16 protein-coding genes are annotated in these 16704 nt (G+C 61.3%); 5 read left to right on the top strand and 11 right to left on the bottom strand.

The features are described 5' to 3' along the window. Positions 1 to 2: 2 nt before the first annotated feature. Genes AC4CWH_RS07375 through AC4CWH_RS07385 form a run of 3 tightly spaced genes read right to left on the bottom strand, consistent with a single transcriptional unit; the run spans position 3 to position 3982 of the window. Complete coding sequence (locus AC4CWH_RS07375) at positions 3 to 848, bottom strand: enoyl-CoA hydratase family protein (RefSeq protein ID WP_491321379.1); 846 nt, start codon at positions 846 to 848, stop codon at positions 3 to 5. Between the two features lie 8 nt (positions 849 to 856). Beyond that, positions 857 to 1648 (bottom strand): SDR family NAD(P)-dependent oxidoreductase, encoded by a 792-nt coding sequence (locus AC4CWH_RS07380; protein WP_491321023.1) that lies wholly within the window; start codon positions 1646 to 1648, stop codon positions 857 to 859. A 9-nt stretch (positions 1649 to 1657) separates the two neighbouring features. Then, positions 1658 to 3982: a bifunctional salicylyl-CoA 5-hydroxylase/oxidoreductase gene (locus AC4CWH_RS07385; protein ID WP_491321024.1), complete on the bottom strand. Its 2325-nt coding sequence runs from the start codon at positions 3980 to 3982 to the stop codon at positions 1658 to 1660. 255 nt (positions 3983 to 4237) lie between these two features. Here AC4CWH_RS07385 and AC4CWH_RS07390 point away from each other — a divergent pair, with 255 nt between their 5' ends. Further along, a complete protein-coding gene (locus AC4CWH_RS07390) occupies positions 4238 to 4666 on the top strand; it encodes an OsmC family protein (RefSeq protein ID WP_491281494.1) in 429 nt (142 codons plus the stop codon). Positions 4667 to 4685: 19 nt separating this feature from the next. On the opposite strand, the gene AC4CWH_RS07395 is transcribed toward AC4CWH_RS07390, so the two are convergent. Both AC4CWH_RS07395 and AC4CWH_RS07400 read right to left on the bottom strand, forming a co-directional pair. Beyond that, on the bottom strand, positions 4686 to 5183 hold the full coding sequence (locus AC4CWH_RS07395) for a BON domain-containing protein (protein ID WP_491321025.1): 498 nt from the start codon (positions 5181 to 5183) through the stop codon (positions 4686 to 4688). 63 nt (positions 5184 to 5246) lie between these two features. Further along, the gene (locus AC4CWH_RS07400) at positions 5247 to 5744 is read right to left on the bottom strand and encodes a peptide deformylase (RefSeq protein WP_491321026.1); all 498 of its coding nucleotides are present in this window, start codon (positions 5742 to 5744) and stop codon (positions 5247 to 5249) included. 259 nt (positions 5745 to 6003) lie between these two features. On the opposite strand from AC4CWH_RS07400, the gene mgtE reads away from it, so the two are divergent. Further along, a complete protein-coding gene (mgtE, locus tag AC4CWH_RS07405) occupies positions 6004 to 7419 on the top strand; it encodes a magnesium transporter (RefSeq protein WP_491321027.1) in 1416 nt (471 codons plus the stop codon). 110 nt (positions 7420 to 7529) lie between these two features. Beyond that, entirely contained in the window at positions 7530 to 7916 is a 387-nt protein-coding gene (locus AC4CWH_RS07410; RefSeq protein ID WP_210105039.1) for a MerR family transcriptional regulator, read from the top strand. Here AC4CWH_RS07410 and AC4CWH_RS07415 read toward each other — a convergent pair whose 3' ends face one another. Both AC4CWH_RS07415 and AC4CWH_RS07420 read right to left on the bottom strand, forming a co-directional pair. Then, positions 7917 to 8933 carry an acetyltransferase domain-containing protein gene (locus AC4CWH_RS07415; protein WP_491321028.1) on the bottom strand — a complete coding sequence of 339 codons (1017 nt, stop codon included), beginning with the start codon at positions 8931 to 8933 and terminating at the stop codon, positions 7917 to 7919. It abuts the gene before it with no gap. 105 nt (positions 8934 to 9038) lie between these two features. Further along, complete coding sequence (locus AC4CWH_RS07420) at positions 9039 to 9722, bottom strand: DUF599 domain-containing protein (protein WP_491281500.1); 684 nt, start codon at positions 9720 to 9722, stop codon at positions 9039 to 9041. Positions 9723 to 10299: 577 nt separating this feature from the next. Here AC4CWH_RS07420 and AC4CWH_RS07425 point away from each other — a divergent pair. Further along, a complete protein-coding gene (locus tag AC4CWH_RS07425) occupies positions 10300 to 11697 on the top strand; it encodes an L-serine ammonia-lyase (protein ID WP_491321029.1) in 1398 nt (465 codons plus the stop codon). Between the two features lie 75 nt (positions 11698 to 11772). Beyond that, the gene (locus tag AC4CWH_RS07430) at positions 11773 to 12210 is read left to right on the top strand and encodes a DUF1489 family protein (RefSeq protein WP_491281502.1); all 438 of its coding nucleotides are present in this window, start codon (positions 11773 to 11775) and stop codon (positions 12208 to 12210) included. Positions 12211 to 12320: 110 nt separating this feature from the next. Here AC4CWH_RS07430 and AC4CWH_RS07435 read toward each other — a convergent pair whose 3' ends face one another. From AC4CWH_RS07435 to AC4CWH_RS07450, 4 genes are all read right to left on the bottom strand, one after another. Continuing rightward, positions 12321 to 12590, bottom strand: coding sequence for a hypothetical protein (locus AC4CWH_RS07435; protein WP_491321030.1), 270 nt, complete (start codon positions 12588 to 12590; stop codon positions 12321 to 12323). Positions 12591 to 12678: 88 nt separating this feature from the next. Then, on the bottom strand, positions 12679 to 14121 hold the full coding sequence (locus AC4CWH_RS07440; protein WP_491321380.1) for a serine hydrolase: 1443 nt from the start codon (positions 14119 to 14121) through the stop codon (positions 12679 to 12681). A 417-nt stretch (positions 14122 to 14538) separates the two neighbouring features. Further along, on the bottom strand, positions 14539 to 16146 hold the full coding sequence (locus tag AC4CWH_RS07445) for an MFS transporter (RefSeq protein WP_491321031.1): 1608 nt from the start codon (positions 16144 to 16146) through the stop codon (positions 14539 to 14541). 114 nt (positions 16147 to 16260) lie between these two features. Beyond that, positions 16261 to 16701 (bottom strand): DoxX family protein, encoded by a 441-nt coding sequence (locus tag AC4CWH_RS07450; protein ID WP_491321032.1) that lies wholly within the window; start codon positions 16699 to 16701, stop codon positions 16261 to 16263. Positions 16702 to 16704: the final 3 nt, after the last annotated feature.

Here is a 16704-nt window from a genome sequence, read left to right on the forward strand (position 1 = left end):
CCTCAATTCCCTTCGAAGACCGGCTTGCGTTTTTCGGCAAAGGCTTCGAAGGCACGGCGAAAATCCTTGGTCGCCATGCAGATCGCCTGCGCCTGCGCTTCCGATTCGATCAGCTCGTCGATGCCCATGGCCCATTCCTGGTTCAGCATGGTTTTTGTCATCGTATGGGCAAACCAGGGACCGTCTGCGAGCGACCGCGCCAGTTTCTGCGCCTCGGCCTCCAGATCGTTTGCCGGATAAAGATTGTTGTAAAAGCCCCAGGCATGGCCTTCAGCGGCGCTCATCGCACGACCGGTAAAGAGAAGCTCTGCCGCACGTCCCTGTCCGATAATGCGCGGAAGAATGCCGCAGGCCCCCATATCGGCGCCGGCCAATCCGACGCGGGTAAACAGGAAGGCGGTCTTTGCCTCTGTCGTTGCGAGCCGGAGGTCGGAGGCCATGGCGAGAATGGCGCCCGCACCGGCGCAGATGCCATCGACCGAGGCGATGATCGGCTGCGGGCATTTTCGCATCGCTTTGACCAGATCCCCGGTCATGCGGGTGAAGGCCAGAAGGTCCGGCATTGCCATCTTCGTCAGCGGCTCGATGATTTCGAACACATCGCCGCCGGAGGAGAAATTGCCGCCGGCACCGGTCAGCACCACGGCCCTGATGTCGGAGGCATCCGCCAGCGCGCGAAAAAGATCGCGCAGCTCACGGTAACTTTCGAATGTCAGCGGGTTCTTGCGCTCCGGCCGGTTCAGCCTGATGGTGGCGATGCGGCCATCCTCGCTGACCTCGAAGAGAAAATGCCTTGGCTGGTAATTGCGCAGCGCGTCTTTATGCGCCGCCATCGATGGCTGGTCCATGTTCACAGTCAAAAAACCTCCCCACCGGCGACCGCGATCGCCTGTCCATTGATCGATTGGGCACTGGGAGACGCCAGCCACAGAACAGCGTCCGCGACCTCCTCCGGCGTCACCAGTCGTCCTTGCGGATTGTGTTTCGTCAGTTCCTTCAGCGCCTCCGCGGGCGTGCGCCCGGTCTTTTCCACGATTGTCTCCAGCGCGCCGCGCACCAGCGGTGTATCGGTAAAACCGGGGCAGACGGCATTGACGGTGACGCCGGTGCGGGCAAGCTCGAGCGAAAGCGCGCGCGTGAGGCCGATGACGCCATGCTTTGCCGCCACATAGGCGGACACATAGGCATAACCGGTGAGGCCCGCCGTCGAGGCGATGTTGATGATGCGGGCACCGTCGCCCCTTGTCTTCAGATCGGCAAGGGCCGCCTGCGTGACGCAGAACACGCCGGTCAGATCCACCGAAAGCACGTGGTTCCACATCTCCAGCGAGGTCTTTTCAAAAGAGGCCGTTGGCGCCTCTCCGGCATTATTGACGAGGATATCGATGGGGCCAAAGCGGGCGCGGGCGGTTTCAAGGCCAGCCGCGATGGCCCCCGGATCGGTCACGTCGAAGCCGGGCAAGGCAAGGGTTTGCTCCGCCCCGAGCCGCGCCGAGAGGGATGTGAGCGGGTCTGCCCGGCGTCCCGCAAGCGTGACCTGTGCGCCGGCCGCCACAAGGGCTGCGGCAATGGCGGCACCAATACCGGAACCGGCGCCGGTCACACATGCGTGGCGGCCGACAAGCCGGCCTGCGGAAACCTGTGGCACGACCACCTCCTATTTGCCCGCCGGTGCCGGCTGGGCAGCACGGGCAAGATTGGTTTCATACTGGCGCTTGCCGGAATAATACTGCTTTGGCCAGGCAACGGAGGTGAGCCCGATGCGGGCGGCCTCATGCAGGACCCAGGCGGGATCGGCCAGATGCGGGCGGGCGACGGCGCAAAGATCGGCGCGGCCGGCCGAAATGATCGAGTTGGCGTGATCGGCCTCGGAGATTGCGCCAACGGCAATCGTTGCAATGCCCACCTCGTTGCGGATCTTGTCGGAGAAGGGCGTCTGGAACAGGCGGCCATAGACCGGCTTTTCCGCCTTCGAGACCTGCCCCGAGGAGCAATCGATCACATCGGCGCCGGCCTCCTTGAACATTTTGGCAAATATCGCCGCATCGTCAGGCGTATTGCCGCCTTCCGCCCAGTCATGGCAGGAGAGGCGCACCGACATCGGCTTGTGCGCCGGCCAGACGGCGCGCATGGCCTCAAACACTTCGAGCGGAAAGCGCGCGCGGTTTTCATGAGAGCCGCCGTATTCATCCGTGCGACGGTTGGTGAGCGGCGACAGGAAGGCTGACATCAGGTAGCCGTGGGCTGCGTGGAATTCCAGCCAGTCGGCACCCGTTTCGGCGGCCCGGCGCGTCGCCGCGACAAAATCCGCCTTCACGCGGTCCATGTCGGCGCGGTCCATCGGCTTCGGCACCTGGCTGTGCGGCAGATAGGGCAGGGCTGACGCCGAGATGAGCGGCCAGCCCCCCTCGTCCAGAGGCTGATCCGCCCCCTCCCAGGCCAGTTTCGTCGCACCCTTTGCGCCGGCATGGCCAAGCTGAATGCCAACCTTTGCGGCGCTGTTTTGATGGACGAAATCGACAAAGCGCGTCCAGCCGGACACCTGCTCGTCATTCCACAGGCCGAGGCAACCGGGCGTAATACGGGCATCCGGCGATACGCAGGTCATTTCGCCAAAGACGAGGCCGGCGCCGCCGAGCGCGCGGGCGCCGAGATGGACGAGATGGAAATCACCGAGCAGGCCGTCTTCTGCCGAATACATCGCCATGGGCGACATGACGATGCGGTTCGGCAGCGTCACGTCGCGCACGCCATAAGGCGTGAACATCGGTGGCGGCACAGAGCCATCTTTGGCGGCAACGAGGCCGGATTGTTCGGCAAACCAGCGCTCATAACCTTCAAGCCAGGTCTTGTCGCGCAGGCGAAGGTTTTCGTGGCTGATGCGCTGCGAGCGCGTCAGCATCGAATACATGAACTGTTCGGGTGGCAGCGTATCGGCATAACGCTTACCGACCACCTCGAACCATTCCATGGCATTGCGGGCGGCATTCTGGATGCGCGCCACATCAACGCGGCGGATCTCTTCGTAGACGTGGAGCACGGCGGGGATCGCCGATTTTTCGTGGCCTGCCTTGTTGAACTGGTTGGCAAGTTCGATGGCATCATCGATGGCAAGCTTGGTGCCGGAACCAATGGCGAAATGCGCCGTGTGGACCGCATCCCCCATCAGCACCACATGCGACTGGCCATTAAAATGGCTCCACTTGCCGCAGATCAGACGGGAAAAATTAAGCCATGCCGAGCCGCGCAGATGGCGCGCATTGGTCATCAGCGGCGCACCTTCGAGAACCTCGGAAAACAGGTCCTGACAGAAGTCGATGGAGCCCTGCTGGTCCATCTCGCCCAGCTTGTGGGCCTGATAGGCCTCTTCCGTCGTTTCCACGATGAAGGTCGAGGTGTTTTCGTCGAACTTGTAGATATGCGCCTGGAACCAGCCGTGATCGGTCTTGCGGAAATCGAAGGTGAAGGCATCAAACAGCTTGTTCGTGCCAAGCCAGATATAGCGGTTTGGGCGCACCACCATATCAGGCGCGAAGATGTCTTCGTATTTCTGGCGGATGCGGGAATTCAACCCGTCAGAGGCGATGATCAGATCGGCATCGGGAAAATCCTGATCGCCCTGCACATCGGTCTCGAACACCAGTTCGACGCCAAGCGCCTCGCAGCGCCGCTGCAGGATGTTCAACAGCTTCTTGCGGCCGATGCCGACAAAGCCATGGCCGGACGTGCGCTGGCGGGTGCCCTTGAACAGGACCTCGATATCATCCCAGTGAATAAAGGCCTGTTTGATTTCAGCGGCGCTTTCCGGATCCCAGGCCTGCATGGAGACCATCGTTGCATCGGAAAACACCACGCCCCAGCCAAAGGTGTCATAAGGCCGGTTGCGCTCCACCACACGGATATGGTGCTCGGGGTGGAGCTTCTTCATCAGGAGCGCGAAGTAGAGGCCGGCTGGACCGCCGCCGATGCAGACAATGCGCATGTTCCGATTTCCTTCCCGGGGAATGACAAACTGTTCCGTTTTTATTTTAGGTTTAAAGTAATCGCGTCGAGCGCCACCCGTCAAGCTTGAAATTCACGCGACCGCGCACCGTCAATGGCGAATTGCCGCAGGTGAGTTGTCCGGGCGATGACGGCTTGACGCGACCTCAAAAACCCTCAGGAATGCCGGTTCAGGACACGCCGGATACCAGGTTTCGCGGCGTGCCTCGGATACAGCGATGAATGGAAAAACATCATGGTGGACATCAGGGTAAAAACGCGGCTGACCGGCGCGACGGCACGCATGGAAAATCGTGGTCCGGCCACGCTTTTGACCGAGACGGGCGGTGCGCTGGAGGTGGTGACCAGCGTGTCCGACCCCGGCTTTAATCCGCTCGATCTGCTTTATTCATCACTGTCTGCCTGCCTGGCGCTCAGCGTCAAGGGCGCGGTGGTCAAGCTGCATCTTCTTGAAAAATTTTCCGGCGTCAGTGTGCATGTCACGGGAGAAAAAGCGCATGAAGGTGTGTCACGCGTGGCGGAACTCTCCGCCGATATCCGGATCGGCGGGGAGTATAGCGACGACGAGCTGAAAAACATCGTCACGCTGGCCAAGGAGCTTTGCACGGTGAGCAACACGCTGTCGCTCACCCCGCAGATAAAGATCAGCGCGCAGCCGCTTTAAGCAGACCGCATCACCACGATCAGTCGTCGTCCGGGATCAGGCTGTCGATGCCCAGAAGCGTCAGTTCGTTGACGACACGGCCGACCCCCGGCACGCGCTTCACATGGGCGACGATCTTGCGGGCCGTCTGGCTGTCGTCCACCTCGCCTTCGATCGTGACAGTGGTGCCGTCGGCACGAATATCGATTGTCTCCATGGCAACGATGTCAAGAGCTTCAAGAGATTCGCTTACACGTTCCTCAAGGTCGTCTGTCTCTTCGACACCAACTGTTGCGGGCGTGCGACGATCGCTTACCGGCTCTTCCAGACCGCTTTCGTCGGCGCTGTCGACCGCATAACCCTTGTTTCTCTCACGGTCGAAATTCGCCTTCGGGTCGCCATAGGCGGCATTGTCCACCGGTGCTGCACCAGCGCCCGCCGGATCGGCATAAGGCCAGCCATCATCGATGTTGCGGCTATCGTAATCGCGGTAGTCTTCTTCGCGGGACATATCGTTCACGGGCTTTTTCGACGCCATCTGGGCCTCCTCGGGTGGTCGGGTGCTGCCATAACGCCCGGGAACGCCGTTGGTTCGATCGCCTTATGCGCGCATTTCTTTTTCAAAGCGCCGCACCAGCCGGTCGCGTTTCAACCGTGACAGGCGCTTCAGCCAGAAGATGCCGTCGAGCTGGTCGATTTCGTGCTGGATGCAGGTGGAGAGAAACCCATCTGCCTCGTCTTCGTGAACGGTTCCCTGGAGATCCTGATAACGAAGGCGGATGGCGCGGGGACGTTCCACCTCGTCGGTGATGCCGGGCATGGACACGCTGCCTTCGGTGAAACGCTGGAGATCCACCGACCGGGTGAGGATTTCCGGGTTGATGTGGACGATCAGCGGCTCGTCCGGCCCGAGCTTGATGACCGACACCCGTTTGAGGACGCCGACATGAGCAGCCGTGATGCCGACGCCGGGTGCGGCCTGCATCGTTTCCAGGAGATCACTCACCAAGGCTGCAAGGCTCTCATCGAACTCAGTCACCGGTGCACATTTTGCGGCAAGCAGCGGGTCCCGATAACGAAGAATGGCTCTGACAGGCACGCGGCTCTCCTGATGACGATGACGGGAGACAGGCGCTGTGAGGGGTGTCTCATTCCTGTCAGACGGGTTTCGTATGCCTTTGTAAACCGGAACCGGTATAGGAAACAGATCGGCTCCGGTGTTTTCACAAGGCGCGGCCGATCCCGGTCAAAACGCCGTATCCAATTGTTGACAATCGGTTTTTCAAGGCCATTCTGCGGATCGCAGCCATCGACGGCAAGCGGATGGCGGCAAAGCAGAGGCAAGGCGAGGGCGCGGCATGACTGATATCGACGAGGACCGCGTTCGCCCTCATGCCGACGAGCGCGATGATGACATCTACGCGGATAACGGCTCGATCCGGGCCGACTTCCTTGCCATGGTCGGTGCCGCGATTGCTGACCGCGACCTGCTGTTCCTGCGCCAGAAAGTGGCAAGCCTTCACGAATCAGAACTGGGCGACCTGCTCGAATCGATCCTGCCCGACCAGCGCATGGCGATGGTGCGCCTGCTCGGCGACGATTTCGACCTGACGGCGCTCACCGAGGTGGATGAAGCCATCCGCCTTGAAATCGTCGACCAGATGCCGAATGCGCAGATTGCAGCTGCCATCGGCGATCTTGATTCCGACGATGCCGTCTACATTCTGGAAGACCTCGACAAGGAAGACCGGGAAGAGATCCTGGCGCAGCTGCCGTTTACCGAACGGGTGCGGTTGCGGCGCGCGCTGGATTATCCGGAAAGCTCGGCCGGGCGACGCATGCAGACGGAATTCGTCGCGGTGCCGCCGTTCTGGACCGTCGGCCAGACCATCGATTACATGCGCGACGAAGAGGATCTGCCGGAAAGTTTTACCCAGATCTTCGTCATTGACCCCACATTCAAGCTGCTCGGCATGGTCGATCTCGACCGCATCCTGCGTACCAAACGGCAGGTGAAGATCGAGCAGGTGATGCGCGAGACGAACTATCCGATCCCGGCCGACATGGACCAGGAGGAGGCCGCCCAGCTTTTCGAACAATACGATCTTATCTCGGCCGCTGTCGTGGACGAAAACGGCCGCCTCGTCGGCGTCCTCACCATCGATGATGTCGTGGACGTTATCCAGGAAGAGGCGGAAGAGGACATCATGCGCCTCGGCGGCGTCGGCGACGAAGAACTGTCCGACACCATTCCGGAGATTTCGCGCTCGCGCGTGCCCTGGCTTCTCGTCAATCTGCTGACGGCGCTCCTTGCCGCTTCCGTCATCTCGCTGTTTGAGGCAACCATCGAGCAAATCGTGGCACTTGCCGTGCTGATGCCGATCGTTGCCGGCATGGGCGGCAATGCCGGATCGCAGACCATGACGGTGACGGTGCGGGCGCTCGCCACCCGCAATCTCGATATCTACAACGCCTGGCGGGTGGTGCGACGCGAGGCGGGCGTCGGACTGGTGAACGGCGTGATCTTCGGCATCCTGATCGGCCTTGCCGCAGGTCTCTGGTTTCAAGATCCCAATATCGGCGGCATCATCGCCACGGCCATGCTGATCAACATGATGGCCGCCGCATTGGCTGGCATCATGATCCCGTTGCTGCTCGACAAGATCGGCGCCGATCCCGCCGTATCGTCAGCGGTTTTCGTGACGACAGTGACCGACGTGACCGGGTTTTTCTCGTTTCTCGGCCTGGCCACCTGGTGGTTTGCCATCAAGTAAGGACCACAGCACGTGCGGCATGACCTCACCGGTCCGTGATCGATTTGCCCCTGAAAATTGACTGTTACGTAAAAGTCAATTATCCTGCCTTAACCAGACAGGATGCCGGCGTGAACAAATATTATACCATCACGGAACTGACGCGGGAATTCGGGGTCTCAACCCGGACCTTGCGTTTTTATGAGGATGAAGGGCTGATCCACCCGGAGCGGCGCGGCCGCACCCGGCTGTTTCGCATGGCCGACCGCCGGCTGATCCAGGAAATCCTGCGTGGCCGCCGCATCGGCTTTACCATTGCCGAGATCCGCGAAATCATCCAGGTCTACCGCGAGCCTCCGGGCGAGCTTGGCCAGTTGAAGCTGCTGATGAAGCGCATCGACGAAAAGCGCGACGAGCTTCGCCAGAAGCGCAAGGATATCGACGACACGCTGAACGAACTCGACAATGTCGAGGAAGCCTGCCTGACGCGGCTTGCCGAAATCGGTGTCGGCACCTGATCAGCGACTGCTGATCGTACATTCCTGAGCGATGGCCTGAATTCCCGGATCCGTCACCGGATCGAGATCTCCGCGCTGCATCGGCATGAACAGCGATTGCTCCACGAGCTTGTCGGCTGTGCAGCCGCAGAACCGCTCGCACATGCCTGCTTCATTGCCCTCGGCAACGCAAGAGCGCGCGCAGCTTTGCGTATAGCTCGTCAGCGGATCGGCCGTCGGCGCCGGATAGATCAGCGATACCAGGTAGACGAGGCCGATCAGCACCGGCTGGTGAATGAGATAGAAGGCAAGGCTGTGACGGCCGGTTTTTGTCAGCAGGTTCGGGCGCTGCTGCCATGCGGCAAGCCGCGCAAGTCCGCCATGATCGCGCAGCAGCCCGCCGATCGAAACACCGGCGAGCACCGCGACAAACCAGGGAAACAGTGGCACGAAATCATTCGAGCGCGGAATGGTCTCGGCAAAACCGGTCCAGGCGAGCAGCCGCGTATCAAACACTGAAAAACTGAAGATGCCCGGCATGATCCAGGTGTCGAGCACCATGGCGACAAAAAGGCCGAGCGCGACAAGCCCGGTCAACAGCGGGGGTACTCTCAGGAAGGCCAGCGCCAGAAGGCTGGACAGCGCGATATTGTGCAGGATGCCGAAGAAGATCCATTCCGGCGGCATGGCAAAGCGCGTGGCGATGCTGATGACGGCGGCAGCACCGGCAACCAGCGCCAGCCGCTTGCGAAACGACGGCCAGCGGATGCCCTGACCGTGCGCCAGAATGAGGCTGAGCCCGACCAGCATCAGGAACGAGGTGGCGATCAGCCGCGCATAAATTTTCCACGCCCCCTGCGTTGCCGTTCCAGCATCGAGATAGCCGAAAAATTCCAGATCCCAGGTGAAGTGGTAGGAGGCCATGGCGATGAGGGCCACGCCGCGCAGCGTATCGATGAGCGGGATGCGCGGCGCCCGGAGCGGGCCACCGGGGGGCGTGTGGGAGGCATCGGCATCAAAGGCAGTGGTGGAGGACAAGCGGAATCCTTGGGACGTTGATCCGGGAAAACCGGCCCGGCCTTCCCGATATGACATGAAATGCAACGGCAGACGCCGGCCTGCCGGGGTCGTTTGTCACACCGCCTAACGATCCATGATCGCCCGTCGCGCTTCTGAGAAAAACTGCCGGCGCAGCAGGACAAAAATGACGAAAAGCGTCGATGCCATGAACATATAGGGCCCGATGAACCAACCGAGATAGCCGATCGACAGAAAAATCGTTCTGAGGCCGGCATTGAAGTGGCGGGCAGCTATGACGTTCATGCGGATCACCTGGTCGGCGGCGCGCTCCGCCTCTGCCGGATTGGCATTGGCCTCATGCGTCATCGGAAGCGCGCCAAACAGAATGGTGCAATAGTTGAACAGGCGATAGGACCAGCCGAACTTGAAGAAGGAATAGGCAAACAGCGCCGTCAGGCCGACGACCTTCGCCTCGAAGGCGGCACGTCCGGAATATTCGACGAAGGCGAGATCGCGAAACACCACATCCACCCGGTCGGTGGCGCCGAGAAGCGCAAAACAGCCGCCGATGGCAAAGATCGAGGTGGAGGCGAAAAAGGCCGTGCCGTTCTGCAGGCCGGCCATGATCTGCGTGTCGATCATCTTCAGGTCACGTTTCAGCGAATTGTAGATCCACTGACGGCGCCGGTCGGCCATCACCTGGTTGAGGCTGCGGCGCGACAGCACCGGTTCGCCGCTGGTAAGCCTCGAATAGGTGAACCAGAGGATTGCAAAAAGAGCGAGGGCGACATAATCGAGCGTTGTCATCGGCTGTCCATTCGCGAATCCGGTCGTGTTGAGCATCGCTACAGCATCGGCACGAAATTCGAAACGGTTTTTGAAACGACGCTCACCGAAACGGCTTTGGCAGAGGCGGCGTCCGTTCGGGCAAGGCAAACGGTCCACTCAAATCATCTTGAAGGGACGCCCTCAACAATCCGGTGGATGAAGCCGCCAAGGCGTTCACAACCTATGAGCCATGCGTTTTTTGCAGTTGCGAAATGTAAATGTCATTAATATACAGTTAAGCGTTTGACGCGCACACGACCCTCGTGTCCGCAATGGAGCATTTATGGAAGACAGCGTTCAGAAGTCCTGCTGGGGCGTGACACTCAAGGCTCTTGCAGGTTTTGCCGGCATCCTCGCGCTTGCCTATATCTTCGGAAGCATCTGATCGAACTGCTCTCCCCTTCGTCCCATCCCTGATGGACAACACGCACTCCTTCGTGTGAGGCTTGTTGTCGCATCCGTTCCATTGCGTGTCGGCCCGCCGCCGCAATGGTGCCATGGCGAAGGTTAGGCTGCGCTCTGGATGACGAAGCAAGCCTGAAGGGTCTAAGAGTTCATGTTCCTCTCCGTATTCGATGTGTTCAAGATCGGCGTCGGCCCCTCCAGTTCCCACACGATGGGACCGATGTCGGCTGCCAACCGGTTTCTGGACCTGCTGCTCTCGGATGAGTGGCCACGCCCGGCAGGCACGGCGGTTGCAAGTCTGAAAGTCAGCCTGCATGGATCGCTGGCCTATACCGGCATCGGCCATGGCACGGGCAGGGCGGTGATCCTCGGATTGATGGGAGAAGCCCCCGACAGCGTCGATCCGGACCGCATGGACGACATTCTGGCGGACGTGGATCGCACCGGACGCGTAACACCCGCCGGCCATCCGGCCTACCAGTTCAAACCGGAAACGGATCTCGTCTTCGATCGCAAGCAGCCGCTTGCGGGCCATGCCAATGGCATGAGCTTTTCCGCCTTCGACAAGCACGACCGGCTGCTCTTGAAGCGCATCTATTATTCCATCGGCGGCGGTTTCGTGGTGACCGATACGGAACTCGAGGCCATGCGCGGCACAAAAACGGCGTCAGCCGACAAGGTGCCATACCCGTTTGCCTCTGCAAAGCAGATGCTGGAGATGGCGCGCGGCTCCGGCCTCAGCATCGCCCAGATGAAGCGCGCCAACGAACTGACCAGGATGACTGGTGAGGAACTGGATGCCGGTCTTGACCGCATCTGGACGGCCATGAGCACCTGTATCGACCGCGGCCTCAAGGTGGACGGCATCATGCCGGGGGGCCTCAAGGTGAAGCGGCGGGCGAAATCCATCCACGACAAGCTGAACGCCGAATGGCGCAGCAACCACCTGAACCCGCTTCTCGCCAATGACTGGCTGTCGGTTTACGCCATGGCCGTCAACGAGGAAAATGCCGGCGGCGGGCGCGTCGTAACCGCCCCGACCAATGGCGCTGCCGGCGTCATTCCGGCGACGATCCGCTATTTCCTGCATTTCCATGAGGCGGCAACCACCGAGGATATCCGCACCTTCCTGCTGACGGCGGCCGCCATCGGCGGCATCATCAAGCACAATGCCTCTATTTCCGGTGCCGAAGTCGGCTGTCAGGGCGAGGTGGGGTCTGCCGCTGCCATGGCAGCGGCCGGACTTGCCGCCGTCATGGACGGTTCGCCCGAGCAGATCGAGAATGCCGCCGAAATCGCTCTCGAGCACCATCTCGGCATGACCTGCGACCCAATTGCCGGCTTGGTGCAGGTGCCCTGCATCGAGCGCAATGCGCTGGGCGCCGTCAAGGCCGTCACTGCTGCCTCGCTTGCCCTCAAGGGTGACGGCTCGCATTTCGTGCCGCTGGATGCCGCCATCGAAACCATGCGCCAGACCGGCTATGACATGAGTGAAAAATACAAGGAAACCTCGACCGGCGGTCTTGCTGTCAACGTTGTCGAATGTTGACGCGCAACCGCTGAACATTCCGCACTGCGTCTCAAGCCTCTTGACGGCGCGGCCGGAACGGTTTTGAAGCAGGCCATGGCACTTCATCTCATCAAGCTCTGCGTCGGCGCAGAATCAATTCAGGACCTGCGCGAGTGGGTCACTGAGCGGGCGCTGTCGGCCATGGCGGCCGGTCTTCAGCCGCACAGCACCCACACCACCCGCATGGTGCCCAAGCGCCTCGACGAATTGCTGGACGGCGGTTCTCTCTACTGGGTGATCAAGGGGCAGGTGCTGGCGCGCCAGACGCTTCTCGATATCGAGACCTTTACCGGCGGCGATGGCATTTCACGTTGCAACCTCGTTCTGGCCCCCGAGGTGATCGAGACCGCGCCGCAACCGAAGCGACCCTTCCAGGGCTGGAGATACCTCAAGCCGGAGGATGTGCCGCGCGATCTCGGCGCCCTTGGCGACGATGTCGCCGCCATGCCGGAAGATCTTCGGCGCGAACTGACCGAACTCGGCCTTCTCTGACAGGCTTCGCCTGGCCCCTGCCGAACGACCCGGAAAAACCTCTTCACATGCAAAGAGCCCGCCCAAGCCCCTGGAAAGGGCAGTGGACGGGCTCTCATTGTTCAAAGCAATCAACGCAGCTTGATGTGAACCGGTGCGTGTCCGGACCGTGAAGAGACGTGCAGATGGATCTGCGCTTCCGGCTGCGAATGGCGCCAGGCACGGGCGCCGTGGCACAGCAGCAGGCCGACGAGATCACGCGTGCGCTCTTTCGGTTTGGTGATGCCGATGCTTGCCAGCCGCATTGCGGCCTCATGCAGCGGGTGAAGGGCACCCTGCATCAGCTTTCCCTTGCTGCCCTGGGGCAGATGGAATTCGATGTTATTCTCATTCATCGCCATAACGACCTCGTAACGCAAATACAATCGAGGGTGTGGTTGCGGGTTCACCCGCAGTGCGGGGCCGGTGAAACCGGCCCGACACATGGTTTTATTGCAGCGACGCCCAGCACTGGACGCCCTTCTTCTTCAGAGCATTGCAGGCATTCACGGCGGACTTCTGATCATCGAAGCCGCCGAAGCGGGCGCGATAGATCTGGCTGCCATTGGCGCTGACGGCCACGGCGAACGGCTTTGCCGAACGAAGTGCCGGGCCAGCCTTGCCCTTGGCCGTCTCGAGCAGATCCATTGCCCGGTCGCGATCCGGCGACACACCGATCTGAACGACCCAGCCTTCCGGCGTGTTCTTGCTGACCGACGGACGGGTGGAGGCGGTTGTGACAGAGTCTGTTTCCGCCGGGCTCTCATCACGGGCAGCAGCCTGTGGGGCATAGCCGGTTGCAGCAGCTGCCGGCAATGCCGTGACGGGTGTCCGGGTCATCGCAACGGTCACAGCCTCGGCGGCACTGCGGGACTTCGGTTCTGCTGCATAGGCAGAGGCACCCGGCATCTTCTCGTCCAGACGACCTGATGGCATCGGCCCTGCATTCGGCAGGTCGAGCGATGCGACCGTTTCGGTGGCAGCAGCAACGGCCGGCGAACGGGCGGTGCGCACAGGAACCGGAACGGACGATTCGGCGGGCGGCGCAACGCTGCGGGTCTGGGCAATCAGGTTGCTGTTGCCGCCCTGCGAGGCTTTTGGCAGATAAGTCGCGACGAGCTTGCGCATCTGCGCATCGCGCCACGGCGTGCTGGAGCCGCCGAGAACGACGCCGACGATCGAGCGGCCATTAAGCTGGGCAGAGGTCGTCAGGTTAAAACCGGCAGCGCGGGTATAACCCGTCTTGATGCCATCTACGCCAGGCACGTTGCCGACGAGGCGGTTATGGTTGCCGATGGTCTGGTTGCCGAACTTAAACACGCGGGTGGAAAAATAACCGTAATACTGCGGAAAGTGCTGGCGAAGCGCGATGCCGAGACGGGCCTGATCGCGGGCCGTCGTCATCTGCGCCGTGTTCGGCAGGCCGTTGGCGTTGCGATAGGTCGTGCGGGTCATGCCGAGCGCCCGGGCCTTGCTGGTCATCATCTGGGCAAAGCGGGCTTCCGAGCCACCGAGCTGCTCGCCAAGGGCGGTTGCAATATCGTTTGCGGAACGGGTGACGAGAGCAAGGATTGCCTGCTCGACCGTGACCGAACCGCCAGCGCGCACGCCGAGCTTGGACGGAGGTTCGGAGGCAGCATGGGCCGATACCGTGACTTTCGAATCCAGCGAGAGACGACCGGCCTCCAGCGCTTCAAACGTCAGGTAAAGCGTCATCATCTTGGTGAGCGACGCAGGATAACGCAGCGAATCGGGATCTTCGCTATAAAGCACCTTGCCGGTCTTGGCATCGACCACGATGCCTGCATATTTCGGGTTCGCGGCAGCCGGCTGAAGCCCAAACGCCAGCACCGCAGATATAATAAAGATAAAACCAACGACCTTGTTGAAAATCGAGGCACCATCCTTCGGGAAGGACGTTGTGTTGACGTTATTCAGCACGGCTGCACTCACTCACTGCATTTCGGTTGTCATTTCCGGGCGCGCCCCCACAGCATCCGTTCACGAGACTTTAAGGGACTAGCGTTACCAAGAGGTTTATGATGAACGGGCGTTTAGGATTTTCGCGCGTGTTTTATCGACCATGGTTGTGGCCGTCCCCTGGCCCCCGACAAAAGGGGAAATCACGGCATCAATGTGATGATCTGCTAACAAATACCGGGAGGATGTGCGGCATGAGATGCCGGATCCCGCCAAGGCCGGTTTTGATCGACGGATCAGCGGGGAGGGCGGCGTGCGCCGGAAAGCGCCCCGGCCCTTGATGGGCCGGCAGGCAAGAGCAGGTCGCGCCTGCCTGTCTCTGGCTCTCGTTCAGTGGCGCTTGTGGTGATCCAAAGCGATGAAGTGGCGCACGACCGGTCCCTGTTCGCCCTCATGGAAGGCCCGTGTGGCAGCCTGCAGATCGGCGTCGGCTTTCGAGACGCGCTTGTGCTGGCGAAGATGTTCGGCCCAGGATTCCACGAAGAACCATTCAAGCACGGTTGCCGGGTCGGACGAATCCTCCGTTACGCCCCAGTTATAGGCGCCGTCCTTCTGGCGCTCGCGCGAAAGATTTGACAGCGCATGAAGAAAGGCCGTCCGGCGGGCCGGATCGATGCGGTATTCGATGGTGATCAGCACCGGCCCACGGTCATGGGCAACGGGTTCTGCCTGCAGCGGTTCGGGCCAGTGATTGGATGCCACCAGATCGGCTTCCCCGCGCGGCAGCTTGACCCGGTGCATCACAACACCTGCCACAAGAAGCCCGGCGGCAGCAATCAGCAGGGTCTGCGGGATACCGGCGGCTTCAGCCACCACACCCCAGCCGAGACTGCCGGCGGCCATCGCGCCGTTGAACACCGTCAGATAGATGGCAAGCGCCCGCCCGCGCACCCAGTTGGGCAGGATGGATTGGGCCACGCCATTCAATGTGGTCAGCGCCAAGATCCAGGCCATGCCGAGAAACAGAAGCGCAACGGGTGCCATCGCTTCCGGCGGCCGCAGGGCAAGGATCGTCATCACGACCGCGGTTATCACGGCGGAAAACAGGATGAGCCCGTCGGCATCCAGCCGCCGGCGCAAAGCTGGCAACAGGAAGGCGCCGGCGATCGCGCCAAGGCCGATGGCACCGAGCAGAAAGCCGTAATAACCGGCGCTGCCGCCCAGAAGATTGCGCGCGACGAGCGGCAGCAGGGCCCAGACGGCGCTGGCAAAACCGAAGAAGACGGCGGCGCGCAGAAGCACGATATGCAATTCATGGCTGGCGCGGGCATAACGAAGGCCGGCCCGAAAGGCACCGGCAAAATTTTCCTTCAAGAGGTCCGCCTCGCCACGCGGCCTTTTCCACCACACCAATGCGGAGATGACGATGACATAACTGGCAACGTCGGCGCCATAGGTGACGGCTGCACCAAAGCCGGCAAGCAGCAACCCGCCGAGCGCCGGACCGATGGCACGGGCGATGTTGATGCCGAGCGAATTGAGCGCCACCGCACTTTTCAACACCTCGCGCGGCACAAGTTCCGGCACCACCGCCTGCCAGGCGGGGGCAGCGAGGGCAGCTCCGATGCCGCCGAGGAAGGTCAGCCCGATCAGCGCTTCCACGGTCAGGAGATCAAGGCTTGCCAGCGTCATCAGGGTGAGGCTGACGCAGGCGAGCAGGATCTGCACCCCGATCAGCAGCTTGCGCCGATCAAAAATATCGGAGAGGACACCCGCGGGAATGGCGAGCAGAAAAAAGGGCAGGGTGCCCGCCGCCTGGATCGTGGCGACCGCTGCGGGGGCGGCCGAGAGATCCGTGACCAGCCAGGAACTGGCGACATCCCGGATGAACGTGCCGGTATTGCCAAGGATCGTCGCCATCCAGAGCACGGCAAACACGCTCTGGCCAAGGGCTGCGAATGCGCCGGTCGCATCCTTTTCGTTTGGAGCCGATGACATGGCAACCTCCATCTGCGGGGAATGAGAGATCCCGGCTGCTCGGGCCGGGATCGATGACGGGTGAGGAAATCAGGCGAGCATATCGGCGTTGAACTTTTCCGCCTCCATCTGGCATCAGGAGGAGGACGAGGGCTGCGATGTCTGGGTGAGCGCGACATAAACAAAGGCGCCGGAAAGCCCGAGATGTTCGAAGAAGGCGTTCATCGCCATCATCCGTTCCATGCCCGGCGCCATCTCCCAGAAACGCAGGGCAATGGAGGTGGCGGCAAGGGTGAAGGCTGCAAGTGCCAGGGCACCGAGCCGACGATGGAAACCGGTGAGGATGAGGGCCGACATGGCAAGCTCAAAGACAATGACGCCAACCGCAAACAGCGGCGCGGGCAGAAGCCCGAAATGCACCATCTCGGCGAGCGCGCCTTCAAAATCGAAGATCTTGGTGAGTGGCCCCTGGATATAGGCCGAGCACAGCGCAAGAAGAGCGAGAAACCGGATGATCCGGCCAGCGGTGACGGCGGGGGAAGCCGGCTTCTGCGTGGTGTGAGAAATGTGTGTCATGAT

The sequence above is a fragment of the Neorhizobium sp. PAMB6716 genome, assembly GCF_058242805.1.